The organism is Bacillus sp. TE8-1 (assembly GCF_008368855.1).
GTDB classification, from domain to species: Bacteria; Bacillota; Bacilli; order Bacillales; family Bacillaceae_G; genus Bacillus_A; species Bacillus_A cereus.
In genome coordinates, this window is the sequence record NZ_QPET01000027.1 from 13,937 (window position 1) to 40,515 (window position 26,579).

Genomic DNA, 26,579 nt, shown 5'->3' on the forward strand with positions numbered 1-26,579 from the left:
AATATAAGAAAGGCTTTCCCATATTGAGGAAAGCTTTTCTCATATTCTTTTATATAGTACTTTATGAAGGCCAATCGGTTCAATTTCAAAGATTTCACCATATTCCTGGAAGCCTAAGTGCTTGTAATAGTCAGCTACAGTAATTCGGCCATTACACCATAATATATTTGCTTGGCGTTCTTGCAAGATTTGTTCCGCCTTCTGAATTAAGGAGCTTCCAGCACGGTTGTTTCGAAATGCAGGTAATGTTGCCATTCCTCGTAGACGATAATGAATACCCGTTGGTAAGTCGGGATATATTTCTTTTGAGAAGGAAGCGATACTAATTAGTTCATCGTTTATAAATGCGCCTAAGTGGAAGGTGTCTGTTTCATAATCGGAAGGGTATTTACAATCTGCTAATGTTTGATTGGGGCGTAAAATTTTTTGACGTAATACGTAAGTTTCAGATCCCTCAATATTTTTCACGGTAATCATATTAACATCCTTTCTTATAACGCTTTTTCTGTTAATTGTATAAAGAAATAGGCAGGTGCGGCGAGAAGTCCGAGTATGCTAGCAGTTCCGAGAAGGAGTGAAAGTAGAAGACAAGAATATTTTATTCCATTCGATTTTTTCCATCCGTAACTACAAATCTCAATACTAACACCGATGAGAATAATGGCAACGAGTATTTCGGCTAATAATAAGAGAGCTAAAGTTATAATAGACATAATGTAATCCATCCCCATAATATGTGATAGTAACATTTTACCATATGAAATGGAAAAAAATGCCCCTCAATTATGTGAGGGGCATTTTTTTATTCTAATATGTTTTTTAGTGTATCGATATGTTCTTTTGAGCCTGTTACAAGTAATGTATCACCGTGTTGTAGTCTTGTATCCCCATGTGGGATTAATGCTTTATTTCCACGATAAATTTGAATGACTAGTACATCACCTAAAAACGGAAGGCGACGAAGTGCAACGCCGTTATATTTATTGCTCCGTAGTTCAACTTCACGGACTGTTTCGTTTGCTGTTGTAATTAAGCGAACGAGACTAGGTTTATCAATAAGCGCACGTAATAAAATACGTGTAGAGTTAATTGTTGAGAATACAGCGATATGTTCTTGCGTTGCTTTTTCTTGTAGAAGTGGATCTTCTACACTTGCAATAACATGTTCAACACCTAGCTCTTTTGCATGTTCTGCCAATAATAAGTTTTGTTCATCATCACTTGTTGCAACAACGACGCGATCTGCATCAAATGCTGTTTGTTCAGTTAATGATGCGATTGTGATGTCATCCAATTTCACGATAGGGAAGTCGTGCGATTTCGCTTCTTCATCATTTATTTTGTTTTGACGCATCATATATAGCGTTACGTCATAATCTTCTCGTTTTAAATCTAGTGATAACGGAAGGGTAATTCTGCTCGCGCCAATAATAGCTACTTTTGGTTTTGGTGTTTCTACTTTTGGGAACATTTTTTTAAACAATATAGGTGCAAAAATACAAGTAATAACTGCGCTTAAAATAAGAGAGGCAGATAAACTTGGACTGATGATCTCCAGTTTTTCACCAATTTGTGCAGCCGCAATAACTAAAGAAAGTGTCGATGTTAATAAAATTGCACTTCCAAGTACGATATTACGTGGATACCATTTTCTTAAGACGAGTGATGGTAAGAGTTTTGAAATAAAGAGTCCTACAATTAAGATTGGGATCATTAGCATGCTAGAAGGTTCTTTGAAAATAGACCACACCTCTAGATTTACACCAACCATTACGAAGAAAATAGGGATGAAGAAACCATAGCCGATAGAATCAAGTTTTTCCACCATATCTTCATTTGGTGATAATAACGATACAAGTACACCTGCTAAGAAGGCGCCTAAAATATTTTCTGCTCCAACAGATTCCGATAACCCAACTAAGATTAAAATGAGTGCAAAAACAGCTCGTGTATCAATTTGTACACTACCAGCTTTTAAACTATCTAAGTATGGAATGTTTTTAAAACGTTTTGCAACGAAGTAAATAACAATACCAGCGCCGAATAGAAGAAGAAGAAGCCACATGCTTTGGCCGCTTTCGGAATTTAATCCGACGAATACAGCGAGTAAAATCATTGTAACTAAATCCGCAATAACAGCGACTAATAAAATGATTTGCCCAATTGCTGTTTTTCCTAAGTTATTCTCTTTTAATGTTGGTACAACAACACCTAAAGAAATAGTTGAAATAATTAAAGTCATGAACATTGCATTATCTACGAATCCTAGCCATACGAATAGTAATGATAGGGCATAAGATAAGATGAAAATAAATAAGAAGATAATGCTTGCTGCTTGGAATGTGTTTGGTTCGTTTGTCGTATTCTTTTTCCCTTTTTGTTTAAAGATAGAAAAATCAATTTCTAAACCGCTTAAGAACATGAGGAAGATAAATCCTAATGTTGATAAAACTTGAAGCCATATATCTGGCTCAATAATATTAAACCCACTTTTACCTACAAAGATTCCTGCGATGATTTCTGCAACAACGACAGGAAGTGCTTTTAATTTAAAGCGTTGTAACAAAAGGGGAACGAAAAACGCGATTGCAACGACAACCATAAGTGATAGAACAGAAGTGTGATGTTCCATTGCGTTCTCTCCCTTCAAATAAATATAGTACCTATTTAGCCATATAATAGGTAGAAAAGCAACGCATATGGATTCGATTTCATAAAGAAAGAGTTTTCTTAACATTTGTCATAATAAGTATATTTTTCATGATTCTGTTGTTAATTCCGTAATGTGGATGTAATAGGGGAGAGCATAAAAAAAGACTGCTGAGGAATCTCAGCAGTCTTTTTCATGTACATTACATTGAGAAGAAGATCCATACAGTTAAACCAACTGTTGCAGTTGCAACGAAGAAACTGTAGATCATAGTAAGAATTTGAACTCTTCCTTCTCCTTCTTTTAAATGCATGAACATAATTAATTGTAACAATGCTTGCGCAACAGCCATTATGATAATAGTTGTTAAGACTGTTGAAAGTGGCAATGTTGTGTAAAGTGCCACGTATAACGCTAGAAACGTTAATGCAAGCGATAAAATAAATCCGAAAACGTGTGACCAAGGGAATCCGCTATGCGCATGTCCGTTTGCTTGATTGTTGTTTTGAGCCATTTACGCCACCATCCCGTTCAAGTAAACTAGTGTGTAAATAAAGACCCAAACAAGATCAAGGAAATGCCAGTATAAGCTGATAATGAATACTTTACGAGCTGTAACTGGTGTTAAACCTCGTTTTAAAATTTGGATAATAACACAAATTGCCCAAATGATACCGCCTGTTACGTGGGCTCCATGCGTTCCAAGAAGAACGAAGAATCCAGATAAGAAAGCACTTGTTTGAATTGTTGCGCCTTCACCAATATACATAATGAACTCTTCAATCTCGAAGAATAGGAAACCTGCACCTAAAAGTAATGTAAGGACGAACCATCCAAGCATCGCTTTTTGGTTGTGCTTACGCATTTCGTGAATTACGATACCACATGTGAAACTACTTGTTAAAAGTAGTAATGTTTGAATTAAAAGCGTTTTAAGTTCAAACAGTTGCGCTGGTGTTGGGCCATCTGCCGTACGACCAGCAAGGACTAGATAAGAGGCGAAAAGTGTTGCGAACAGCATAATTTCAGCCCCAAGAAAAATCCAGAATCCTAGGATATTCAATCTGCTTTGTTCGGATTGATATTCCAAAGGTAAGCTTTTATCTAAAGCCGCCATATCATTTCACCTCTCATGCTATATGTTCTGTTTTTTTAATTTCATCAACACTGATATAGTAACCTTCATCATAATCGAATGAACGATAGATTAAGCAAGCTAAAATACCAATACCACCGATTGCTGCAAGCCAGAACCAGCTAAATACTAATGCGAAACCTGCAAGACCGAAGAATCCAGACGCAATAATAGGCACACCAGAGTTACTTGGCATGTGAATTGGTTTGATATCTTCTGCTGCTGGTGTAACTGTTTCTCCGCGTTTTTTCATGTACCAGAAAGCATCAGCTTCTTTAATTTCAGGAAGCTTCGCGAAGTTGTAATGTTGTACAGGAGAGTGAGTTGCCCATTCAAGTGTACGACCATCCCATGGATCTCCAGTTGTGTCACGTTCACCATGACGTGCACTCCAAATTACGTTGTAGCAAAGAAGTAGGAAGCCGATACCCATCATTACCGCACCAACAGATGCGATTTGGTTTAGCCATCCCCATCCAAGACTTTCAGAGTAAGTGTACATACGACGAGTCATACCGTCTAAACCTAAGAAGTACATTGGGAAGAAACAGATGTTGAATCCGCTCATAAAGATCCAGAATGTCCATTTACCTAGGCGCTCATTTAACATATGACCAGTCATTTTTGGATACCAGAATGTGAATCCAGCAAGCATAGCGAATACTGTACCTGCGATTAATACGTAGTGGAAGTGAGCGATTAGGAAGTAGCTGTTATGGTATTGATAATCAGCTGCTGCCATTCCAAGCATAACCCCTGTAACCCCACCGACTACGAAGTTTGGAATAAATGCCAATGACCAAAGCATTGGAACCGTAAAACGAATACGTCCTTTATACAGTGTAAACAACCAGTTAAAGATCTTAACCCCGGTTGGAATCGAAATCGCCATTGTCGAAATCGAGAAGAATGAGTTAACCGCTGGACCTGCACCCATCGTGAAGAAGTGGTGAAGCCATACGACGAAACTTAGTAAAGAAATTGCAACCATTGAGTATACCATCGCACTGTAACCGAATAAACGTTTACGTGAGAATGTACTAATGATTTCAGAGAAAATACCGAATGCCGGTAAAATAACGATATATACTTCAGGGTGACCCCATACCCAGAACAGGTTGGCCCATAACATCGGCATACCGCCGCTCGCCATCGTAAAGAAGTGAGCATCGAATAGACGGTCAAATGTCATTAATGCAAGAGCAACTGTTAATACTGGGAAAGCAAAAATAATGATAATTGTTGTAATTAAGATTGACCAAGTAAACATTGGCATTCTCATTAAAGTCATACCAGGTGTACGCATTTTTAAGATAGTAACAAGGAAGTTAATACCGGTCATTAGCGTACCGAGACCTGAAATCTGTAATGCAATTGCGTAGTAGTTATTTCCTACGCCTGAAGTAAACTCTGTACCTGCCATTGGGAAGTAAGAAGTCCACCCAGCGTCTGGAGAACCACCGATTACGAAAGCGATGTTGAATAACATTGCTCCGACAAAGAATAACCAGAAACTTAAAGCATTTAAGAACGGATATGCAACGTCACGAGCACCAATTTGTAATGGTACTACAAGGTTCATTAATCCCATAACGAATGGCATTGCCATGAAAAGAATCATTACTGTACCATGCGTTGTAAAGATTCCGTTATAGTGTTCAGCGTTTAAATAAGTTGTTTCTGGGAATGTTAACTGTGCACGGATCATTAAACCATCCATACCACCACGGAATAACATGATAACCGCAGAAATAATATACATAGCTCCGATTTTTTTATGGTCAACAGTTGTTAACCATTCGTCCCAAAGCCATTTCCATTTTTTATACTTTGTTAGTACGAAAATGATTGCTAATGTCACAAGAACGATAGAAGCGTCTGCACCGTAAATAATCGGATCACCTGTGACAAAGAATTCATCAAGCTTCACTGTGTTCACTCCAATCTGTTGGAATAATAGCTATTATTTTTTGTTTTTGTAGTAGTTGTAATCACAATATTCAAGTGATTTTGGATCTACATAACTTAAGTGGTGACTAGAGAATGTCATACGACCAACTACACCAGGTTTAACAATTTCGTTGTACTTAGCTTCTGTTAGTTTAGGAGCAGTTTCTTGTACTTCTTTAACCCACTTGTCATATTTCTCTTTAGTTTTCGCTTCAACTTCGAACTCCATGTGAGTGAATCCTTCACCAGAGAAGTTCGCACTACGACCTAGGTAAGAACCTGGCTTATCAGCTTGTAAATAAAGATCCATAATCATGCCATCCATTGTGTACTTCATACCACCAAGTTCTGGTACCCAGAAAGCATTCATTGGGCCGACAGAAGTCAGTTTGAATTGAATTGGTACACCAGCTGGGATGTTTAAATAGTTAACGGTTTCAATTTTTTCCTCTGGGTAACTGAATAACCATTTCCAGTTTGCAGATGTAACATAAATTTCAACTGGTTTAATATGTTTGGACTCTTTCGGAACCTCTTCCGAAGCATAAGTTGCTTTTACTGTTGGAATCGATAATGCGATAACGATAATAACAGGAACAAGCGTCCAAATAATTTCTAGTAATGTGTTACCGTGTTGTTCAGGTGGCTCATAGTCCATATTCTCTGGTTTTTCACGATAACGAATCAAGATGACTGTAAACAGAATGAATACAATTGCGATAATTAATGACATAAGCAAGAATGACCAAACAATTAAATCATACTGTGCTTTTGCAACAGGTCCTTGCGGATTTAATACTGCGAGTTTTTTATCACAGCCACCGAGGAACAGAAGTAATGATAACGGAAGAAGTGAAGCCAACTTCCAAAACGCTTTCTTTAGTTGCACGATTGAAAATCTCCTTTCTCCTTGGATTGAAACTATGCCAATAAAACAATATAAACCTATTAATTTATAGAAGGCAATAGTTTTTGATATATTGTTAAAAAATAGACACAAATGCACACTTTTTAAGGTGAATATCATTTGTAACTTGATTACATTGTAAACTATTTTCCAGAGAAAAACGTGATTGTGAAAATTTTAAGATAAATAAAGTTATACCAGGATATCCAAGAAATAGAAAAAAGCTATCTTATTATAAGGAAGATAGCTGAATATTTTGTATATTTAGTTTATTTCTTGTGTGACAGTTCGTGGCTGTTCAAGTGTGACAAATTTTTTATATTTAACTTGGTATAAAATGTAACAAATAATCATAAATGGAATGCCGCAATAAAGAGCAATTCTTTGATCTGGAATGAAAGCCAAACTAACAAATGTAATGAAATTGAGCGAAAACGCTACGATTGGAACTAGTGGATAGAGCGGTGTACGATATTTTAAATCATTTATGTTGCCACCGTTTTTCACGAAATTTCTACGGAAGAAAAACTGTGAAGCGGCGATTGACATCCAAACGACAACGGCAGCCATTGCTGCAATAGATGTTAAAACTAGAAAGACAGTATCTGCCGCAAATACACTTGTTAGTAAGGACAGGCTAGCGAAAATTAGGCTGAAAATTAATGCGTTTAGCGGTACACCTTTTTTAGTTAATTTCGTAAATGCTGGACTTGCCATTCCTTGTTTTGCCATCGCCCACAGCATACGAGAATTTGCGTATAGACCAGAGTTAGCAACGGATAATACAGCTGTAATAATAACAAAGTTCATAATGTCTGCTGCATATGGGACGCCGGCTACATCAAATACAAGTACAAAGGGACTTTCGACTAGATTAGCCTCTTGCCATGGGAGTAAACCTACAACAACTGATATCGCTAAGACGAAGAAGAAGAGAGTTCGCCAAATTGTGTTTTTAATTGCTTTTGGAATTGTTTTTTCAGGATTTTCACTTTCGCCTGAAGCGATTCCGATTAATTCTGTTCCTTGGAAGGAGTAATTTACTGTAATCATCGTAAGAAGAACAGCTAATGCACCATTTGGAAATAGCCCGCCATTTTCAGTGAAATTATGAAGCATTGGAGCTGGCTTTCCATTAAAGTCTAGTAGACCGAACATAACAGCGCCGCCAAGTACGATGAAAATAACAATTGTTGCGACTTTTACACTTGCGAACCAAAACTCTGCTTCTGCATATGCTTTTGCTGATAAAGCGTTTACGAGGAAGAGTGCTGCTGCAAATGTAACGCACCAAATCCAGGAAGAAACGTCTGGAAACCAGCGTTTCATTAAAATACTTACAGTTGTTAACTCTACGCCAACTGTAACAGCCCAATTTAACCAATACATCCAACCGACAACAAATCCAAAACCAGGTGAAATGAATTTGCTTGCATAACTTTGGAATGAACCTGCTTCTGGCATAGCGACGGATAATTCACCAAGACATAACATCGTTAAATACATAACAAATCCACCGACTAAAAATGCAAGAATAGCACCACCAGGTCCGGCATTATGGACAATTTGACCAGATCCCATAAATAACCCGGTTCCGATAACACCGCCGAGTGCAATCATAAATAGGTGTCTACTTTTCATTGTTCGTTTTAAATCTGTTTGTTCAATTTGTTGATTCATATGCCCCTCACCCCGTATTTTCTTGAATGTGTGAACTTCGTTTTATTCTGAGTTTTTAATCATTAGTGGGGGATGCAACACACACTCGGTTTATTTGCTATGAAATGAATGGAGTATGTAAAAAAACGAACTATGACTAAATACTCTAAGAATGTTTGTTAACATGGTGATATCTTCACTATGTTAACAATTTTGATTTTAGCAAAATATTCTGTAAATGTATATTTATTTTTCTTTTTATTAAGAATAATTAGAATTTTTATAATTAATTCTATGATCGATAATTCACATGATCTTTCTAGCAAACTAGTAAGAAGAAGGGTACAATGATAAGAGGTGTATCTGTAAAATAATAATTAATGGAGTTTTGTTTATAATGAAAAAGTTAAAATATCTTTTTGTTTTTGGGATTATACTTGCTGCTGCATTTTTTATAGGAAAAGATAAAATCATGCAAAAGGCGCAAGTTCTACGCTTAGAGTTTCTATCTGAAATGAAAGAAGCAGCTATGATTGAAGATGTTCCGTTTATTAAACAATTACCAGAATTACCTAGAGGGTGTGAAGTGACAAGTTTAGCTATGTTGCTGCAATATAAAGGTGTACAAGTAGATAAGATGCAACTTGCTAGCGAAATTCATCGTGTTCCATTTGAACAAAATGGTTTGCGTGGAAATCCTTACGAGGGATTTGTGGGAAATATTTATACAAAGGCAGAGCCTGGGTATGGTGTATACAATAAACCAATCTTTGATTTAGCAGAAAAATATGTTCCTGAAAAAGTAATTAATTTAACAGGTAGAGACATGCAAGATATATATAAAGTAATTAGTTCTGGCTCTCCGGTATGGGTCATTATTAATACGACGTTTAAGCCGCTAGCTGAAAGTAGTTTTGAAACATGGAATACGAGTTCAGGCGAAGTGAAAATTACATATTATGAGCATAGTGCAGTAGTAATTGGATATGATCAAAACTTTGTATATGTAAATGATCCTCTTAAAAATAATCCACGTTTGGCTGTTCCGCGAGCAGAATTTGAGAAAGCTTGGGAGCAAATGGGAAAACAAGCAATTACTATTTTATAATAATGAAAAAGTCATCTTTGGGATGGCTTTTTCTTTTTGGTTTATTAACACTGAAAATTCAGAAGATTCTTTTAAAAGTTAACGATTCACGTTATAATAACATTTAACTTGGTGAAGAAGGGGAGAAGAGAAATGGATGTTGCAAAGGAACTTGTTTTGTCAAAAAATCAGTTAGTTGAGTGGAGAAGGCATTTTCATAAGTATCCAGAGTTATCTTTTCAAGAAGAGAAAACATCGCAGTTTGTGTTCGATATACTTCGGAAATTCCCATATTTAGAAGTGTCACGGCCGACTAAATATAGTGTGATGGCAAAGTTAGTAGGTAAACATCCGGGCAAAACAGTTGCGATTCGAGCCGATATGGATGCTCTTCCTATTCATGAAGAAAATGAGTTTGATTTTATTTCTACATATAAAGGTGTAATGCATGCATGTGGTCATGATGGACATATAGCGATATTACTTGGGGTTGTACATAAGTTGGTAGAAGAAAGAGAGAAGATTAAAGGGGAGATTCGTTTTCTATTCCAACATGCTGAAGAGAATTTTCCTGGTGGTGCAGAGGAGATGGTTGCTGCAGGTGTAATGGAAGGTGTGGATTATATTATTGGTGCTCACCTTTGGGCGTCGTTAGAGGTTGGGAAAATAGGTGTTATTTATGGTCCTGCAATGGCTGCACCGGATGTTTTTAAAATTAAGATAGAGGGAAAAGGTGGACATGCTGGAATCCCTCATGAAACGGTGGATAGTATTGCAATCGGAACACAAGTCGTTTCGCAACTTCAGCAAATTGTATCTCGCCTCACGAATCCATTAGATTCTCTCGTAATATCTGTTACGCAATTTCATGCGGGGACAACTCATAATGTAATACCAGAGCAAGCCGAGATTGAAGGGACAGTAAGAAGTTTAAGACATGAATTACGAGTTGAAACAGAGAAGAAGATTGAGCGGATTGTGAAGCATATTACGGAATCTTACGGAGCGAAATATACATTTTCATATGAATATGGATATCGACCAGTTGTAAATGATTATGAAGCTACAGAGCTTATTGAACAAACGGCATTACAACTTTATGGAAGGGATAGAGTTGTTCGTTTACAGCCGACGATGGCTGGAGAAGATTTTTCAGCGTTTTTACAAAAGGCACCGGGGACATTCTTTTTTATCGGAGCGGGAAATAAAGAGAAAGGTATTATATATCCTCACCATCACCCTCGTTTTACGATTGACGAAGATGCATTACCGATTGGAGTGGAAGTCTTTGTATCAGCCATTATGAACTTTATAAGTAAAGGAGAATGAGATGAAGAAAATACACATTCTAGCGCTTATCCCAGTTCTTTGTTTAGTAGTTGGGCCAATATTTGCGAATTCAGTTACTCCTTACGTATTAGGGATGCCATTTTTATTATTTTGGGTATTATTATCAGTGTTTATTACATCTTTTTGTATGGGGCTTGTGTACGTGTTTGATCCTGCTAATAAGGAGGATGTAAAATGACTGCATTACTTATCATTATTTTATTTTTGTTTCTCGCACTATTTTTAGGGATTCGGGCACAACATGGAAAAGATATGAATTTAGAACAATGGTCAGTTGGAGGAAGAGGATTTGGCACTATTTTTGTTTTTCTCCTTATGGCAGGTGAAATTTATACGACGTTTACATTTTTAGGGGGAAGCGGCTGGGCGTATAGTAAAGGAGCACCTACCTTTTATATTTTGGGATATGGTGCTTTAGCTTATCTTTTATCGTATTTTTTATTGCCACCCATTTGGAAGTATGCGAAAGAGCATAACCTTGTTTCACAGTCGGATTTTTTTGCGAAGAAATATAGAAGTAAAGCGCTTGGACTTATTGTTTCGATTGTTGGTGTTGTTTCCATCATCCCATATCTTGTTTTACAGTTAAAAGGACTGGGAATTATCGTTTCAGAAGCTTCTTACGGAAGGGTGTCACCTGTTGTTGCAGTATGGATCGGTGCTATTGTTATAACTATATATGTAATGGTTTCAGGTATACATGGTTCGGCTTGGACGGCTGCTTTGAAGGATATTATGATACTGTTTATCGTTATGTTTTTAGGTATATATTTGCCGTATCATTATTATGGAGGATTTCAGCCGATGTTTGAGGCTGTAGAGGCAGCGAAACCGGGATTTTTATCTTTACCTGAAGAAGGAATGAGTATTTCTTGGTTTGTTTCTACTATTATATTAACGGCCCTCGGTTTTTATATGTGGCCTCATACATTTGCTTCTGCTTTTTCTGCAAAAAATGAAAAAGTATTTCGTAAAAATGCAGCAATTATGCCATTGTATTCTTTAGTTTTACTTTTCGTATTTTTTGCAGGATTTGCTGCTATATTGCAAGTTCCTGGGTTAAAGGGAGCGGATGTAGATCTTTCGTTATTCCGTCTTGCTTTACAAACTTTTGATCCTTGGTTTATTGGAATTATTGGTAGTGCGGGAGTATTAACGGCATTGGTTCCAGGGTCTATGCTTGTTATGGCGGCTTCTACACTGTTAGCAAAAAATATTTACCGAACGATAGTCCCGTCTGCTTCAGATAGACAAGTTGCTAAGATGGCAAAATTATTTGTGCCTGTAGTAACGCTCGTGGCAGTTTTATTTACATTTAAAGGAGGAGAAACAATAGGAGCACTTCTATTAATGGGATACAGTATCGTTACACAACTTTTCCCTGCACTTGTATGTAGCTTGTTTCCACGTCAAATTATTACGAAGCAAGGGGCGATTGCAGGAATGGGAGTTGGGCTATTAGTGGTCGCATATATTACCTTATCTGGTTCAACTATAGCCACGATGTTTCCGAGTTTCCTGCAGTATATAAAAGATTTGAATGTAGGTATAGTCGCATTGTTAATTAATATAATTGTGATGTTTGTAGTTAGTGGATTTACAAAAGGTGTATTTATAAAGAAAAACACTATAATAGTAGAAAAGTAATTCGTTTATCCTGCATTAACGGGCAGTAAGACCCCCACCTCAAAATTCAGCGCAAGCAAAGAAGTTAGGTGGGGATTAAACTGTCCGTAAAAGCCCGATTGGTGAGGATTGATTAAAGTTTTACTTTATTAGAGCTATCTTTGAAAAGAGATAGCTCTTTTTTTGTATATATTTCCTTCTATTAGCGGAATCTAACTAAAAACTTGTTGAAAAGGAAGCTAGGTGGGGAAATTGTTAGAGCTTGAAGGTAACTTATTTGAAGTTATGAAAGAAATTAGGGATGAGTTAGGTTCACCTAATGATTTAACAATTAGAGAAGTTGCTCTTGCTGGGAGTTTTACACGTTGTGCGGTTGTGTTTTTATGTGGATTGACAGATAAGGATAATGTTTATAAATATGTCATTCGCACACTGCAATACGAAGAAATTATAAATGAGGAAGCTGTTGTTCAAACGTTATTGGATCGTTTTATTTCTATCGCAGAAGTGGGTGTAAAGACGAAGTTTCCAGATATTATGAATGCGATATTAGCGGGAGATACAGTTATATTAATTGATAATATTCAAACCGCTATCGTTATTAATAGTAGGGCTTGGGAGAAGCGAAGTTTAGAACCACCAGTGACAGAAGATTTAATACGCGGACCGAGAGTTGGATTAAATGAAGATATTAATGTGAATAAAATGTTAATCCGACGCAGTTTACGCGATCCAAAGTTGAGGTTCCAATCTTATATTATGGGGAAGCGATCGCAGAAAGAAGTAACCCTAGTATATATAGAAGATATTATTAATCCTCACATTGTAAAAGAGTTAGATCGCCGTCTTCAATCAATAGTGACAGATGTCGTTTTGGAAACAGGTACGATTGAACAATTAATTCAGGATAATAATTTATCCCCATTTCCACAGTTTTTGAATACAGAGAGGCCTGATAATATTATAGCCTCATTAGCGAAAGGGAAGGCGGCCATTTTAGTAGACGGATCCCCGTTTGCTCTTATTGCACCACTTGTGTTTGTTGATATTTTTCAATCTGTAGAAGATCATTACGAGCGCTGGGTGATTGGAACGTTATTAAGATTTTTACGTATGGGTTCAGGCATAATTGCGGTTTTGTTACCAGCTATGTATGTAGCACTTGTATCTTATCATCAAGGACTTATTCCTTCTAAACTGGCTTATTCAATTGCAGGTGCGAGGGAAGGTGTTCCGTTTCCTGCATATATTGAAACGTTAATGATGGCCTTGACTATGGAATTAATACGAGAAGCTGGAATCCGATTGCCGAAACCGATGGGACAAACGATAGGGATTGTAGGAGGTCTTGTAATTGGAGAAGCTGCGGTAAATGCAGGGATTGTAAATCCGTTTTTAGTTATTATTATTGCAGTTACTGCGATTGCTACGTTTTCGCTTCCTGTATATAGTATTACGATTACATTCCGAATTTTACTTTTCGTCTTTGTATTAGCTGCAACGGCTTTTGGGTTGTATGGGATCATTCTAGCTCTGATCGCACTTGCTATTCATATTACAAATTTAACAAGTGTTGGTATACCGTATACAACTCCAATTGCTCCTGCATTTTATAAAGATTGGAAAGAAGAATTTATTCGCATGCCAAAATCGATGTTGAAAGATAGACCAGAGTACTTACAAACAAAAGATTCTACAATACGTCCAAAGGAGCGAAAATAAGTGAAACCATTTGAGTATGGCGATGAAGAGATTGGATCTCGGGAAATTGGGTTTGCGGTATCATCGACCATTATTGGTATAGGGGCATTGTCTATGCCAAGAGATATCGCTAACCAAACTTTATTTTCGGACGGTTGGATTATCTTGCTTTTGGGTGGATTGATCTGCGCAGTTTTAGGTTGGTTTGTGACGAGAGTGGCTATTTTATTTCCGAAACAAAATTTTGTTCAATATACGAGTGCGCATTTGACGAAGCCTGTTGCATACACAATTAGTAGTATTTTAGTATTAACGTTTGCTGCTTTGACAGCATATGAATCGCGAATGATTTCAGTTATTTCTCAAACGTATTTATTTAGTGATACACCAATACAACTACTGTCTTTCTTCTTCTTATTAGTTGTTATTTATGGAATAGCAGGATCAAGAGCAGCCTTATTAAGGTTAAATGTTTTATTCTTACCTATTGTTTTAATTGCGATAGTACTTCTTTCTTTATTGAATATAAATTTAATGGAAATAAATAATTTACTACCAGCTTTTCAAACGAAAGTAAGTCAATATGCTGTTGGAGTTAAAAATTCTATTTTTACGTTTATTGGATTTGAAGTAGCGTTATTTTATGCGGTTTTGCTGAATGATAAGGCAGCGAAAAAAGCGCCAATGGCAGTCGCGAAAGCGGTGATGGTAAACGTGCTGTCATACATTTTAATTTATGTAACTTGTATTAGTGTTTTTACTTATATGACAACACGTGGATTGACATATCCAACAATTGAATTAGGGAAAGAAATTGAAATTGGTGGAGGATTTTTAGAAAGGTTTGATGCGATTTTTTTTACGACTTGGATTATTACTATTTATAACACTACAGCAATGTATTATGATGTCGCATCTTTATTGTTTTGTGCTATGTTTCCGAAAGTGAAGAAACATATTTTTATTTTCGTAAGTGCCCCTATTATTTTTATGGTGAATATGATACCTAGTAGTTTGAATGCTTTATCAAGTTATGGGACTTATTTAGCTTGGATAGATATGGGGTTTGTTGTGTTAGCGCCTTTGCTCGTTTTAATTGTATATAAAATAAAAAGAAGGAATGGTGGAAATGAAACACCTTCTTAAAATTATAATGGTTATGGCTTTAACTGGATTTATGAGTGGGTGTTCTGAGTTAGAAGAGATAGAAGAAAGAGGATTTGTAGTAGGGGCGGCTTACGATATTGTGAAGGAGAAGAAAGCGAATCCAATTATGAAAGGGACCTATCAGATGGTACTCCCCAGTAAATTGTCTCAACAGGGTGGACAAGGGGGTGGGGATAGCGAAAATTATATTAATGTTAGTGCAAAAGCAGATAGTGTATTTGAACAAATAAGAATAATTGCCAAAAAAATTAGTCGTACATTATTTTTCCCTCATATACAGGTGATTATTTTCTCTGAAGAATTACTTTCACATCCATACATTTTACAAAATACGTTAGATGTATATATTCGCGATCATGAGATGAGAAGAAATATTCGTTTGTTCGTTTCTAATAAAAATGCCGAAGCTATTTTAAAACAAAGTGCCAAGCCTGAAAATTTACCGGCGCAGTATATTGATATGTTAGCTGAACACCCTCCGAAAAATGCCCAAATGATTGAGGCTGCAAGAATTGGTGAGGTGCAGGAAAAGATGATCTCTAACCGAAGTTTTGTATTACCTATTCTGGAACTAACAAAACAAGGAGTACAAATGAACGGTGCAGCATTGTTTCGTGGAAAGGATAATAAGTGTGTAGGCAATTTGAGTGGGGAAGAAACAGTAGGGATGAATTATATAATAGGTAAAAAAATTGGAGGTTTTTTTACCATCCGTAAAAAGAATCAACTTATTACATATGAAATTCATAAGTTACGTCGGAAAATTAAAGTATCCACAACGAATGCTACAAAACCGAAATTTAATATTCATTTATTTCTGGAAGGTACAATAGCTGAGTTGCACTTTAGTGATCATAAAAAGGTTTTGAATGAAAAACGTTTAGAGAAGGATATATCGGAAGAAATGGAGGAGCGTATTCAAAAATCAATTAAGCTTGTTCAAAAAAAATATAAGGTAGATGTATTAGAGTTAGGGGAAGTGTATAAGAGACATAATTATAAAGAATGGACAAAAATAAGTAAGGATTGGGATCAAGGCGAAAATTACTTTAGTAATGCTGAAATTACTGTTCACGTTCATCCAACAATTGAACATTCAGGTTCAGCTTTACCGAAAAGAGTGAAATAAGGTGATGAAAGTTGTTTACTGGATTAGGAATTAGTTGCACGATATTAATGGCAGTTCTTCCAGGAACTATATATTTTATTCATAAAAAACTCACAACGTATGGAGCACAGCCGTGGAATACTGATGTGCAAAAAAAGAAACCTGAATAATTTCAGGTTTCTTTCGTGCAAAGCATATGTGAAGGGGGATACCTTCTATGTATGCTTTGCTTTATACAAGCCCTAACCAATGTACCAATTGTGTAGAGAGGAATGTAACAACAATGGCGATAACGGTAGGGATTGCAAACGATAAGAATGTCCATTTTGCACTTTTTGTTTCTTTGTATATGTTAACCAGTGTTGTTCCGCACGGGAAATGAAGAAGTGAGAACAACATTGTGTTTAACGCTGTTAACCAAGTCCAACCATTTTCTAGGAATAGATTTTTAATTTGATTAAAATCATCTATTTCAGTTAAGGCCCCAGTTGATAAGTAAGACATTAATAAAATTGGGATTACAATTTCATTAGCGGGTAGTCCAAGAATGAATGCAGCTAGAATAAAGCCGTCAAGTCCTAACATTTTAGCAAATGGATCTAGGAAGTTTACAAAATACATAAGTAAGCTTGTGTCACCAATAAAAATGTTAGCAAGTAACCAAGTTAATGCAGCCGCAGGGGCAGCAACAACTATAGCTCGTTTTAAAACATAGATTGATTTATCGAGTGTTGCGCGAACAATTGTATTCCAAACTTTTGGCTTGCGGTACGGAGGTAACTCAAGTGTGTAGTGAGTTGGAACCCCTTTTAAGGCTGTTTTTGATAGTACCCAAGAAACAGTTAATGTCATAATAACACCAATTACAACCATTCCGACTACAACGCCAGCAGTAACCAATGTTTGCATACTGCCTGTATAACCAGCAGCCATAAATAGTGAAGCCATTAAAATTAACATAGGCCAGCGACCGTTACAAGGAACGAAGTTGTTCGTTAAAATTGCTAGCATACGTTCACGTGGTGATTCAATGATACGTGTTGACATAATGGCTGCTGCATTACAACCAAATCCCATTGCCATTGTTAAAGATTGTTTCCCGTGTGCGCCAGATCGTTTGAATAAGCGGTCCATATTAAACGCGACACGTGGTAAGTATCCGTAGTTTTCTAATAGCGCGAACATAGGGAAAAAGATTGCCATAGGTGGTAACATAACGCTAATAACAGCACCGATACCACGGAACAAACCAAGTATTAAAATGCCATGTAACCATTCAGGTGCATGCGCAGCTTGGAACCAAGATGTTAAATATCCTTCGGCCCATCCGAAGAATTCGGCAATCATATCAGATGGTACGTTAGCGCCTGCAATTGTAAGATAAAAAATAATAGATAAAATACCGAGCATAATTGGGAATCCCCAGATTGGAGATGTGAAAATTTTATCTAGTTTTTCGGAACGATATAATTTATCAGTATTTGTATATTGGACGGATTCTTTACATATGCTTGCAGATGTTCGGTAAATATCTCCGACTATATCATCTCGTATATCTTCTTTTGAAAGTGTTTGTGCATGTTGAATAATATAGTCTAATGGAAGAGCTTTACTGGCTGAGTGAGATTCCATTAATTACGACCTCCCTTACAAGTGGTTCATTATGGTGTTTTTGAAGTGTAGTTAAGAAATTTTTATCTCCATCTAATATACGTAACGCAATCCAACGTGCTGGATACGTATCACCGAACACTTTATAAATTTGTGGTTCTAATTCCTGAATCATATTTTCGATTTTTTCGCTGTAAGTAATTTTAATTGGTGCTGGAATTAGTTTTTTATTTGCTACTTTTGCAATAACATTTAGCAAATGACCAATACCTACTCGGTTACGTGCTGAAATTTTAACGACAGGCACACCAAGTGATTTTGCTAATTTCTTTTCATCAATAAGGATGCCTTTTTTCTGGGCTTCATCAATTAAGTTAATGCAAATGACTACATTATTTGTCATCTCCATCACCTGGAGTGCTAAATTTAAATTTCTTTCCATAGCAGTTGCGTCTATAACAACTACAGTTACTTCTGGTTTTTCAAATATAATATAATCCCTCGCTACTTCTTCGTCTGCGGAATTTGAGTATAGTGAGTAAGTTCCCGGTAAATCTATTAATGTATAATTACTTCCGTTATGTTCATATTCTCCTTCAGCTTTTAAAACAGTTTTTCCCGTCCAGTTTCCAGTATGTTGTTTTAAGCCTGTTAAAGTATTAAATAATGTACTTTTCCCTGTATTCGGGTTACCAGCTAAAGCGATACGATGTTTGCTCATCTGAAATCATCTCCTATTAATACCCCGAAAATAAGGGAGCTTTCTTCTTTACGCAGTGCAATAGTTGTGTTGCTCACTTGATAAGCGACCGGATCTCCAAGTGGACTGCGTTGCAATACTTTAATCGTCGCCCCCGGGATAAATCCCAAATCTAATAAGCGTCGTTTCATAGTTCCTTCTAATTGTATCTTCTCAATTTGTACAAACTCTCCTATTTTAAATTCGGAAAGTGGTTTTATATTAGCCGATACCATAAAAGTTACCTCATCTCTATATTTTTAGTTTGAGTTTAAAAAGTTTCCTAAGGTAAACTTTTTGTTAGTAATATAGTAGACTACATTGGATTATGTTGTCAATTAGTACTTTAAAAATATTCATTTATTTTTAGAATTGTTCCAATTTATTTAGTTGTACTAAAAAATATTACTGAAATTATTTTTAATGTGCATAAATTAGGTGTGTAAAAATTACAAAATACAGCGGAATTGTAAATGTAACTTTAACGAAAAGGGAAAAAGAGAGAAAAACATTTACATTGAATTTACATTGTTAAGAATATATTTACATTGCGGCGTAGTTAGTGTGGTTTTTGTTGGATTATTTAACTATAAATGTTGGGATTTCTAGCTTTTAAAGATTATTATCGTCATTTACTTAAAATTAAAAATTGCTTAACACTCACATAATATTGTTGTCCTACAATGAATTTGTGTTCGAAAGAAAATGAATTCGAAAAGTGATAATCCAAATGGGGGTACAAGACATGGTTATGAAAAAAGGTATTAAATTTTCTTTAGCAGCTTTAGTGGTAGCAGGAGCATTAGTTGGTTGTGGGAAAGCAGAAGATACAACTAGTAAAGAAACTGCTAAAGGAAGCGATAATACAAAACAAGAATTATCAGGTACGATTGCAGCGGCTGGTTCTACAGCTCTTCTACCTCTTGCGGAGGAAGCTGGAAAGAAATTCATGGAGAAAAATTCAAAAGTTTCTATTCAAGTTCAAGGTGGCGGTAGTGGAACTGGGATTAACCAAGTAGCATCTGGTGCAGTACAAATTGGTAATTCAGATGTTCCATCCGGAGATAAAATAAAAGATGCTGAAAAGGCGAAAGAATTAGTAGATAACAAGGTAGCGGGTATTGCATTCGCTCTTGTCGTAAATAAAGATGTAAAAGTTGATAACTTAACAATGCAACAAGTACAAGATATCTTCACTGGAAAAGTAACAAATTGGAAAGAAGTTGGCGGAAAAGATGAAAAAATCAATGTAATTAATCGTCCAGCTTCATCTGGTACACGTGCTACATTTGAAAAAACGATTATGAAAGACGCGAAAATTAATGATGGAACTGGTACAACACAAGATTCTAACGGTGCAGTAGAGCAAGCGATTAACTCTACTCCTGGTTCGGTGAGCTATTTAGCAATGTCTTACATGGTGGGCGAGAAAAAAGGCGCACTACAAACAGTGAAAATTGATGGTGCTGAACCGAAAGTTGAAAACATCGCGTCTGGTAAATATCCATTCTGGTCTTACGAATATATGGTAACAAAAGGTGAAGCGAAGGAAGCGACGAAAGCTTACATCGATTATGTAAAAGGTAAAGATTTTGAAAAACAAGTAGAAGATATGGGCTACATTCCAATGTCTAAATTAAATAAGTAATAAAATTTTATGGGGCTGGCTGCAAGGCCAGTCCTGTTCATTTCAATCTGTGAAGTGGGGTCTGTCCTGTGATGAAGGGGAAAAAACAAATTAATTACGTGAAAAGTGAATATATAGGAAGATCACTTGTTACGTTTTGTGGTATTTTTATTGTTTTAATTACATTAGCTATTATTGCGTTTATTTGTGGGAAAGGTATTCAATCTTTTACACAAAGTGGTATCTCATTTACTGAGATGTTAACATCGACAAAATGGAATCCAAATGCTGAGCAAGGATCCTTCGGGGCTTTAATTTTCATTGTAGGTTCAACGGTGGTTTCGTTAGGTGCGGTTATTATTAGTGCACCAATTGCTATAGCTCTTGCTATATTCATGAATTTAATTTCGCCAAAGTTTGGAAATAAAGTATTGAAGCCTGTTCTAGAATTGTTAGTTGGTATTCCTTCGGTTGTATACGGATTATTAGGGGTTACGATTTTAGTACCGCTATTACGTGATTCGTTTGGGGGAGTAGGCTTTAGTTTAATTGCAGGTATTGTTGTATTAAGTATTATGATTTTACCTACTATTGCTAGTATCGCTTCTGATGCAATACGTTCTGTTCCATTTGATTATTTAGAAGCTTCTTATGGTCTAGGATCAACGAAATGGCAAGCGATTAGCCGAGTGATTGTTCCTGCTGCGAAAAAAGGGATTTTAACAGGTGTTGTTTTAGGCTTAGCGCGTGCTTTCGGTGAAGCGTTAGCGGTTCAAATGGTAATCGGGAATACGATTAAATTACCAGAAGGAATATATAGTCCGACAGCGACGTTAACTGGTATTTTAACAATGGACATGACGAATACATTGAACGGAACTGCTTGGAACAATGCGCTATGGACTTTAGCGATGATTTTACTTGTTATTTCATTCCTGTTTATTTTAGTAATTCGAGCGATTGGGCAAAGAGGTGAGCGATAATAATGAATGCAAGAACGGTAAATAAAGTTTGGACAGGTATCTTTTATGCGGTTGCGGCTTTAGTTGTAGCTTTGCTAGTGTTCTTAGTATTTGAGATTTTACAAAAGGGATGGGGATTTTGGGATCCTAATTTCTTGTTTGGAGAACCAAGCAATACAAGAGCTGGTGGTGGGATTGGTCCGCAGTTATTCAATTCCTTCTACATGCTTGTTATAACGCTTATTATATCTATTCCTCTTGGATTAGGTGCTGGAATATATTTAGCAGAGTACGCAAAACAAGGACGTTTTTTAAATTTTGTTCGTCTATGTATAGAGACGATGGCGTCTTTACCTTCTATTGTTGTTGGTTTATTTGGTTTGTTAGTGTTCGTTACAATGACAGGTTGGGGATACACAGTAATGGGTGGTGCTCTTGCTTTAACTATTTTAAATTTACCAGGTTTAACGCGTGTTTGTGAAAATGCGATTTCAGAAGTTCCTCATAATGTAAAAGAGGCAAGTCTTGGATTAGGTGCAACGAAGTGGCAAACAATCGCTCGTATTATTATCCCATCGTCATTACCACAAATTATTACAGGGATTATTTTAGCGGCGGGTCGTATATTTGGGGAAGCGGCAGCATTAATTTACACAGCGGGTTTAACATCCCCGATTTTAAATTCAGCAGCGGATTTCTCAAGTCCTGCGCATCCTTTAAATCCGTTTAGACCAGCTGAAACATTAGCGGTTCACATTTGGAAATTAAATTCTGAAGGAGTTATTCCAGATGCGAAGTTGATTGCGACAAAATCTGCAGCTGTATTAATTATTATGGTATTACTATTCAATGTTATTTCACGCTTGATAGCATCTATATTACACAAGCGCTTTACAGGAACGAAAAGAAAAAGTAAAACAACGAAAAAGGTAAAAGCGGCATAAATTATAAAGAAGAACTCTCTATTTATAAGTAGGGGGTTCTTTTGTATTTTAATATAGAAGGAATGGATGTAATGATTGTTGAATTTTTGATTAATTATAAAGAAGAACAGATGTAATTTAGAGAGGAGTTTTAATTTGTTTTTTCTGCAAATGTCAGGTTTTCCTGGGTCAGGAAAATCGACAGTTTCTAAGTATATAGCGAAATTAACAGGTGCTGTAATTATAGATCATGATGTTTTGAAATCCGCGTTGTTAAAATCATTAAAAGTAAAAAGAATTGAATCAACGATTGTTGGTGGGCTTGCGTATGATGCCGAATGGGTATTGATTGATTCTTATTTAGAACAAGGGCATAGTGTTATATTGGATAGTCCGTGTTTATATGAGGGGATGGTTGAAAAAGGGATTGAACTATCAAATAAACATGGTGTGAAATATAAATATATTGAGTGTTATCTTAATGATATGGAAGAGATTAATAGGAGACTCCAAACACGTAAGCGTATGATCAGTCAAATTGAAAAAGTGGAGTCGGAAGTAGGTTTTAAAAAGTGGTTAAATGGTAGTAAAAGACCTTCAAATAATGAATACCTTATTGTGGATTCTAGTAAACCTATAGAGCAATATGTGGAAAAAATGATGGATTATATGACTAAATAGAGAGGAGGCGTTATCTTCATTTGTGAAGATAACGCCTTTTGTTTTTAAATATCAGGTGTTTCTGTAGAAGTGCTTATTTTCCTACGGGAGCGTCTTTTTCTCCTGATTTTATCTAATAGTTCATACATAACTGGAACGACTACTAATGTAAGAGCAGTTGAGACTGCCAAACCGCCGATGACAACGACGGCTAAACTTTTTGATACCATACTTCCTGCTTGGGATTGGCCAAATAGGAGTGGGAGCATAGCAACGATTGTTGTAATAGCTGTCATAATAATTGGGCGTAGTCTAGTAGAACCTGCTTCAAGTAAGGCTTCTCTAGTTTCCATTCCGTGTTCCCGATTTTGTTGGACTCTTTCTATTAATACAATAGCGTTTGTAACAACAATCCCGATTAACATTAATGCGCCGATCAAGGAATTTACATCAACAGGTGTTCGTGAAATCATTAATCCTAAAATACCACCGACAGCAGCTAACGGTAAGGAGAATAGGATTGCAAAAGGAGCACGTGCTTGCCCGAAGGTGATAACCATAATTAAATATACAATCCCGATTGCAATCCCCATAATTTTGAATAAATCTGTAAAATTCTCTTGCATAGATTCAGTAGCTCCTGCGATATTTACTTTTGCACCACCAGGTAAATCTAAGTCAGTCAGCGCTTTATTTACTGCTGTGTTTACTTTACTCAAATCTTCATTTGAAGCTTCGGCTGTAATTTGGATTGTTTCTTTTCCGTCTTTATGGAAAATTTCTGTTTGTGTTTGTTTTTCTGAAATAGTTGCGATGTCTTTTAAAGGTATTGGTCCATTAATAGGTGATAGTATGTTTGTATTTAAAATATCTTCTCGTTTATTAATGTTTTCTTTTTTGTGTTCTATCATAATAGTAGCTTTTTCATTATTAATTGTAATTTCGCCAATAGGTGATTTCTTCATAAGGAATGCTACTTGTTGCGCAGCTATTTCTGGTGTTAAACCTAGTTGTTCAGCCTTTGTTTGATCAATATGAATTTGCCATTCTTTCTTAGAGTCTTCTAAATTTGTTTTTACTTTAGAAAGATCATCCATGCTTTTTAGTTTTGTTTCAACGATAGTAGCCGCCTCTTTTAAATCCGCTTCGTTAGTAGCTGTTACGTTAAATTGTAAGTTATTGCCGCCGCCAGAGCTTGAATAACTTGTTTTTATATAATCAAGTTCAGCAGGCTCAAAAGTTTTATGTTCCTTTTTTAACTCTTTAATATATTGATCAATATCAGAACCTTTTTTAAAGACTACGAATATACTAGCGAGGTTATTTTTAGTTGTTTGCCCCCATTGTGCATCTTCTGCGCTAGATCCCATTCGTAAAATAACGTCTGTTATATCTGAATTAGAAAGTAATTTCTTTTCAAAATCAAATGCTTTTTGTTTTTGAGATTCAGCATTATAATCGGCTGGAAATGTCATGTTAATAGATAACATTGTGTCGTCTTCAGATTTTATGTTTGCTTTCGGTAGTAATATATAAGCTGCAATTGATCCTACAAATAATAAAAATGCAGTAAGTAGAATAATGAATTTATGAGAAAGAGCCCACTTTAATGTAGCGACATATCGTGATGAAGAACTTGGCTTTCGATGCTTTGTTTTTTTGAGTAGTAAAAAAGCCATAAGTGGAACAACTGTTAGTGCAACGATTAAGGATGATAATATAGAATATACAACTGCTAATACCATAGGTAACATTAATTTTCCGATTGCTCCTGATACGAGGCCGATAGGTAAAAAAACAGCGACCGTTGTTAAAGTAGAAGAAGTAATTGCGACTGCGACTTCTTTCGTTGCATCGAGAATGATATCTTTAGAGAAAGAATCTTTTTGTAAACGGCGGAAAATATTCTCGATGACAACGATGCTATCATCGACGAGACGTCCAACCGCAACAGCTAAACCACCGAGGGTTAAAATGTTAAGTGTAATGTTAGATTGATGTAGTAAAAAGAGTGTTAATAAAATGGATAATGGAATACTGACAACAGCGATGAGTGTTGTTCGGAAGTTACGTAAAAAGATTAAGATAATTAGAGTTGCAGCGATTGCTCCAAGTATTACTTCTTTTCCCATGCTAGTAACAGCATTTTCAACTTGTTCATGGGTTGAAGCCAAAAGTTTAATGGAAAATTGATCTTTATATTCCTTATCTATCTCTTTAACTTTTTTATCAATCTCTTTTCCAATGGCAACTGCATTTTTACTCGGTTCTTTCATGATGATTAATCCTGTGCCTTCTTCTCCGTTTATATGTGAGATTGTATCGTAGTGTTGTTTGATTTCAATTTGAGCAATGTCTTGCAATTTCACTTGGGGTGCCACAGTGATGTTTTTAATGTCATTTACACTTTTTATGTCCCCAATGACGCGGAGGTTGTATTCTTCCTGATTAACAGTAATTGCCCCAGCTGGAGTAGAAGTTTCTTTTCCTTGTAAAACAGTTAGTACCTGCTGTGATGTTACGTTTTTGTTTTTTAATTGGTTCGGATCAAGTACGATAGATAATTCAGAGGTGGATTTTCCGAAAAACATAACGTTGGCAACACCATCAATGTTTTCAAGTTGTGGTACGATTTCTTTTTCAATTTGTTTTTCATCTGCTTTTGAAAAACCGTTTTGTTTCTGGATAGTAATTTGAGCGAGTGGAATCATAGAAGTGTTTAATTGACTAACTACGGGCTTGGTTACATCTTTAGGTAATTTAATTGTATTGACGGCTTTTTCGACTTCGCGTGCTGCATCTTTCATGTTTGCTTTTGATGTATACGCAATGTCGATACGTGATAATCCCTCGTATGTAGAAGAAGTAATGGTGTCGACGTGTTCTAAATTGCGAAATTGTTTTTCGAGAGGATCAGTTACATCCTTTGTCATCGTTTCAGCGTCGAGTCCTTGAGATAAGGTTGTGACGGTAATTGCTGGATTGTCGATACTCGGTAAAAATTCCATAGGTAATTTAGAGCCGGAATAAACACCGAGTATGGAAATGAGAAAAATCATGATGATAATGGCAGCTCGGTTTTTTAATGAAAACTTTGTTAACCTATCCATAAAATAATTCCTCCATTGGTTTATTTATAGTTGAGTGCGTCCTTTCTTACTATATAACAAAAAATGGATATTTTTCATTAATTAAATGTAAAAAAATTCTAACAATGCCCTTAAATTTATATTAGGATTGGAATGTTGTTAATTTGTAGGGGGGAATTTTCGAATGAGAAGGAAGGGGATAATGCGCGCGAGTGGCTGTTTAATGTAGATGGGATTTTTTCTTACGGCTAATTTGTATAGTTATTTTATAGAAGGATAATTATTATAAACCTTAATATAGAAGAGAATGAAAATTTGGGAAGGTATTGTGAAATTCAATTTTGTTGAATGAAGTGTAGTAGTATACAATCAGAATAACTATTTTTAGTAGAGAGGATAATAGTTATTTCTATAGAAGAAAGTAGGGTAGATAATTTTTTTGTATTTTTATAAAAAAAAACACTTGTTATTTAAAAAGTGTGATGGTATATTAATAAACGTCGCTGATGCGGAAACGCAGAAAACGACAAAAAAGAAATTTTAAAACTTAGTTGACATCGAAAAATGAAGATGTTAATATGATGAAGTCGCTTCTGAAGCGGCGGACAAGTTCTTTGAAAACTGAACG

24 protein-coding genes are annotated in these 26,579 nt (G+C 36.0%); 12 read left to right on the plus strand and 12 right to left on the minus strand.

Features of this window, described 5'->3' with window-relative positions; genetic code table 11:
- Nucleotides 1–39: 39 nt before the first annotated feature.
- The 8 genes from DN404_RS23560 to DN404_RS23595 all read right to left on the minus strand — a co-directional run bounded on the left by DN404_RS23560 (nucleotide 40) and on the right by DN404_RS23595 (nucleotide 8,322).
- Complete coding sequence (locus DN404_RS23560) at nucleotides 40–477, minus strand: GNAT family N-acetyltransferase (protein WP_000633767.1); 438 nt, start codon at nucleotides 475–477, stop codon at nucleotides 40–42.
- A 14-nt stretch (nucleotides 478–491) separates the two neighbouring features.
- Nucleotides 492–749, minus strand: coding sequence for a DUF4022 family protein (locus DN404_RS23565; RefSeq protein ID WP_000926991.1), 258 nt, complete (start codon nucleotides 747–749; stop codon nucleotides 492–494).
- A gap of 53 nt (nucleotides 750–802) precedes the next feature.
- Nucleotides 803–2,632: a monovalent cation:proton antiporter family protein gene (locus tag DN404_RS23570; RefSeq protein WP_000399965.1), complete on the minus strand. Its 1,830-nt coding sequence runs from the start codon at nucleotides 2,630–2,632 to the stop codon at nucleotides 803–805.
- Nucleotides 2,633–2,852: 220 nt separating this feature from the next.
- On the minus strand, nucleotides 2,853–3,164 hold the full coding sequence (gene qoxD, locus DN404_RS23575) for a cytochrome aa3 quinol oxidase subunit IV (protein ID WP_000068425.1): 312 nt from the start codon (nucleotides 3,162–3,164) through the stop codon (nucleotides 2,853–2,855).
- Nucleotides 3,165–3,767 carry a cytochrome aa3 quinol oxidase subunit III gene (qoxC, locus tag DN404_RS23580; RefSeq protein ID WP_000729317.1) on the minus strand — a complete coding sequence of 201 codons (603 nt, stop codon included), beginning with the start codon at nucleotides 3,765–3,767 and terminating at the stop codon, nucleotides 3,165–3,167. It abuts the gene before it with no gap.
- Between the two features lie 13 nt (nucleotides 3,768–3,780).
- Complete coding sequence (qoxB, locus tag DN404_RS23585; protein ID WP_000762366.1) at nucleotides 3,781–5,715, minus strand: cytochrome aa3 quinol oxidase subunit I; 1,935 nt, start codon at nucleotides 5,713–5,715, stop codon at nucleotides 3,781–3,783.
- Between the two features lie 33 nt (nucleotides 5,716–5,748).
- Entirely contained in the window at nucleotides 5,749–6,624 is an 876-nt protein-coding gene (locus tag DN404_RS23590) for a cytochrome aa3 quinol oxidase subunit II (RefSeq protein WP_001176165.1), read from the minus strand.
- Nucleotides 6,625–6,906: 282 nt separating this feature from the next.
- Nucleotides 6,907–8,322 (minus strand): amino acid permease, encoded by a 1,416-nt coding sequence (locus tag DN404_RS23595; RefSeq protein WP_001075756.1) that lies wholly within the window; start codon nucleotides 8,320–8,322, stop codon nucleotides 6,907–6,909.
- A 376-nt stretch (nucleotides 8,323–8,698) separates the two neighbouring features.
- Between DN404_RS23595 and DN404_RS23600 the strand changes: the two genes are divergently transcribed.
- The 8 genes from DN404_RS23600 (at nucleotide 8,699) to DN404_RS30640 (ending at nucleotide 16,510) form a co-directional block, all read left to right on the plus strand.
- Complete coding sequence (locus DN404_RS23600) at nucleotides 8,699–9,409, plus strand: C39 family peptidase (protein WP_000734488.1); 711 nt, start codon at nucleotides 8,699–8,701, stop codon at nucleotides 9,407–9,409.
- 132 nt (nucleotides 9,410–9,541) lie between these two features.
- The gene (locus tag DN404_RS23605; protein WP_016121912.1) at nucleotides 9,542–10,717 is read left to right on the plus strand and encodes an amidohydrolase; all 1,176 of its coding nucleotides are present in this window, start codon (nucleotides 9,542–9,544) and stop codon (nucleotides 10,715–10,717) included.
- A 1-nt stretch (nucleotide 10,718) separates the two neighbouring features.
- Nucleotides 10,719–10,916, plus strand: a complete 198-nt coding sequence (locus DN404_RS23610; protein WP_000719833.1) for a DUF3311 domain-containing protein — start codon at nucleotides 10,719–10,721, stop codon at nucleotides 10,914–10,916.
- Nucleotides 10,913–12,385 carry a sodium:solute symporter family protein gene (locus DN404_RS23615; RefSeq protein WP_149215523.1) on the plus strand — a complete coding sequence of 491 codons (1,473 nt, stop codon included), beginning with the start codon at nucleotides 10,913–10,915 and terminating at the stop codon, nucleotides 12,383–12,385. The genes DN404_RS23610 and DN404_RS23615 overlap by 4 nt, the downstream gene beginning before the upstream one ends.
- 222 nt (nucleotides 12,386–12,607) lie before the next feature.
- A complete protein-coding gene (gerLA, locus tag DN404_RS23620) occupies nucleotides 12,608–14,086 on the plus strand; it encodes a spore germination protein GerLA (RefSeq protein WP_002023287.1) in 1,479 nt (492 codons plus the stop codon).
- On the plus strand, nucleotides 14,087–15,211 hold the full coding sequence (gene gerLB / locus DN404_RS23625; protein WP_124749418.1) for a spore germination protein GerLB: 1,125 nt from the start codon (nucleotides 14,087–14,089) through the stop codon (nucleotides 15,209–15,211).
- Complete coding sequence (gene gerLC, locus DN404_RS23630) at nucleotides 15,195–16,361, plus strand: spore germination protein GerLC (protein WP_113304462.1); 1,167 nt, start codon at nucleotides 15,195–15,197, stop codon at nucleotides 16,359–16,361. Before gerLB ends, gerLC begins: the two co-directional genes overlap by 17 nt.
- Nucleotides 16,362–16,372: 11 nt before the next feature.
- Nucleotides 16,373–16,510: a hypothetical protein gene (locus tag DN404_RS30640; RefSeq protein WP_000493997.1), complete on the plus strand. Its 138-nt coding sequence runs from the start codon at nucleotides 16,373–16,375 to the stop codon at nucleotides 16,508–16,510.
- Between the two features lie 61 nt (nucleotides 16,511–16,571).
- Here the strand turns inward: DN404_RS30640 and DN404_RS23635 are convergent, their stop codons facing one another.
- The 3 genes from DN404_RS23635 to DN404_RS23645 are packed head-to-tail and all read right to left on the minus strand — an operon-like array spanning nucleotide 16,572 to nucleotide 18,926.
- Nucleotides 16,572–17,972 (minus strand): nucleoside recognition domain-containing protein, encoded by a 1,401-nt coding sequence (locus DN404_RS23635; protein ID WP_000443602.1) that lies wholly within the window; start codon nucleotides 17,970–17,972, stop codon nucleotides 16,572–16,574.
- Nucleotides 17,950–18,672, minus strand: coding sequence for a FeoB small GTPase domain-containing protein (locus tag DN404_RS23640; protein ID WP_000033871.1), 723 nt, complete (start codon nucleotides 18,670–18,672; stop codon nucleotides 17,950–17,952). Before DN404_RS23640 ends, DN404_RS23635 begins: the two co-directional genes overlap by 23 nt.
- A complete protein-coding gene (locus tag DN404_RS23645; RefSeq protein WP_000252982.1) occupies nucleotides 18,669–18,926 on the minus strand; it encodes a FeoA family protein in 258 nt (85 codons plus the stop codon). The genes DN404_RS23640 and DN404_RS23645 overlap by 4 nt, the downstream gene beginning before the upstream one ends.
- 509 nt (nucleotides 18,927–19,435) lie before the next feature.
- Between DN404_RS23645 and DN404_RS23650 the strand changes: the two genes are divergently transcribed.
- The 4 genes from DN404_RS23650 (at nucleotide 19,436) to DN404_RS23665 (ending at nucleotide 22,883) form a co-directional block, all read left to right on the plus strand.
- Entirely contained in the window at nucleotides 19,436–20,338 is a 903-nt protein-coding gene (locus DN404_RS23650; RefSeq protein ID WP_000245109.1) for a phosphate ABC transporter substrate-binding protein PstS family protein, read from the plus strand.
- A gap of 71 nt (nucleotides 20,339–20,409) precedes the next feature.
- A complete protein-coding gene (gene pstC / locus DN404_RS23655) occupies nucleotides 20,410–21,300 on the plus strand; it encodes a phosphate ABC transporter permease subunit PstC (RefSeq protein ID WP_000676677.1) in 891 nt (296 codons plus the stop codon).
- Nucleotides 21,301–21,302: 2 nt separating this feature from the next.
- Nucleotides 21,303–22,223 (plus strand): phosphate ABC transporter permease PstA, encoded by a 921-nt coding sequence (pstA, locus tag DN404_RS23660; RefSeq protein WP_098919687.1) that lies wholly within the window; start codon nucleotides 21,303–21,305, stop codon nucleotides 22,221–22,223.
- Nucleotides 22,224–22,358: 135 nt separating this feature from the next.
- Nucleotides 22,359–22,883, plus strand: a complete 525-nt coding sequence (locus tag DN404_RS23665; protein ID WP_149215524.1) for a P-loop nucleotide/nucleoside kinase family protein — start codon at nucleotides 22,359–22,361, stop codon at nucleotides 22,881–22,883.
- Nucleotides 22,884–22,927: 44 nt separating this feature from the next.
- On the opposite strand, the gene DN404_RS23670 is transcribed toward DN404_RS23665, so the two are convergent.
- Nucleotides 22,928–25,972: an efflux RND transporter permease subunit gene (locus DN404_RS23670; RefSeq protein ID WP_149215525.1), complete on the minus strand. Its 3,045-nt coding sequence runs from the start codon at nucleotides 25,970–25,972 to the stop codon at nucleotides 22,928–22,930.
- Between the last annotated feature and the right edge of the window lie 607 nt (nucleotides 25,973–26,579).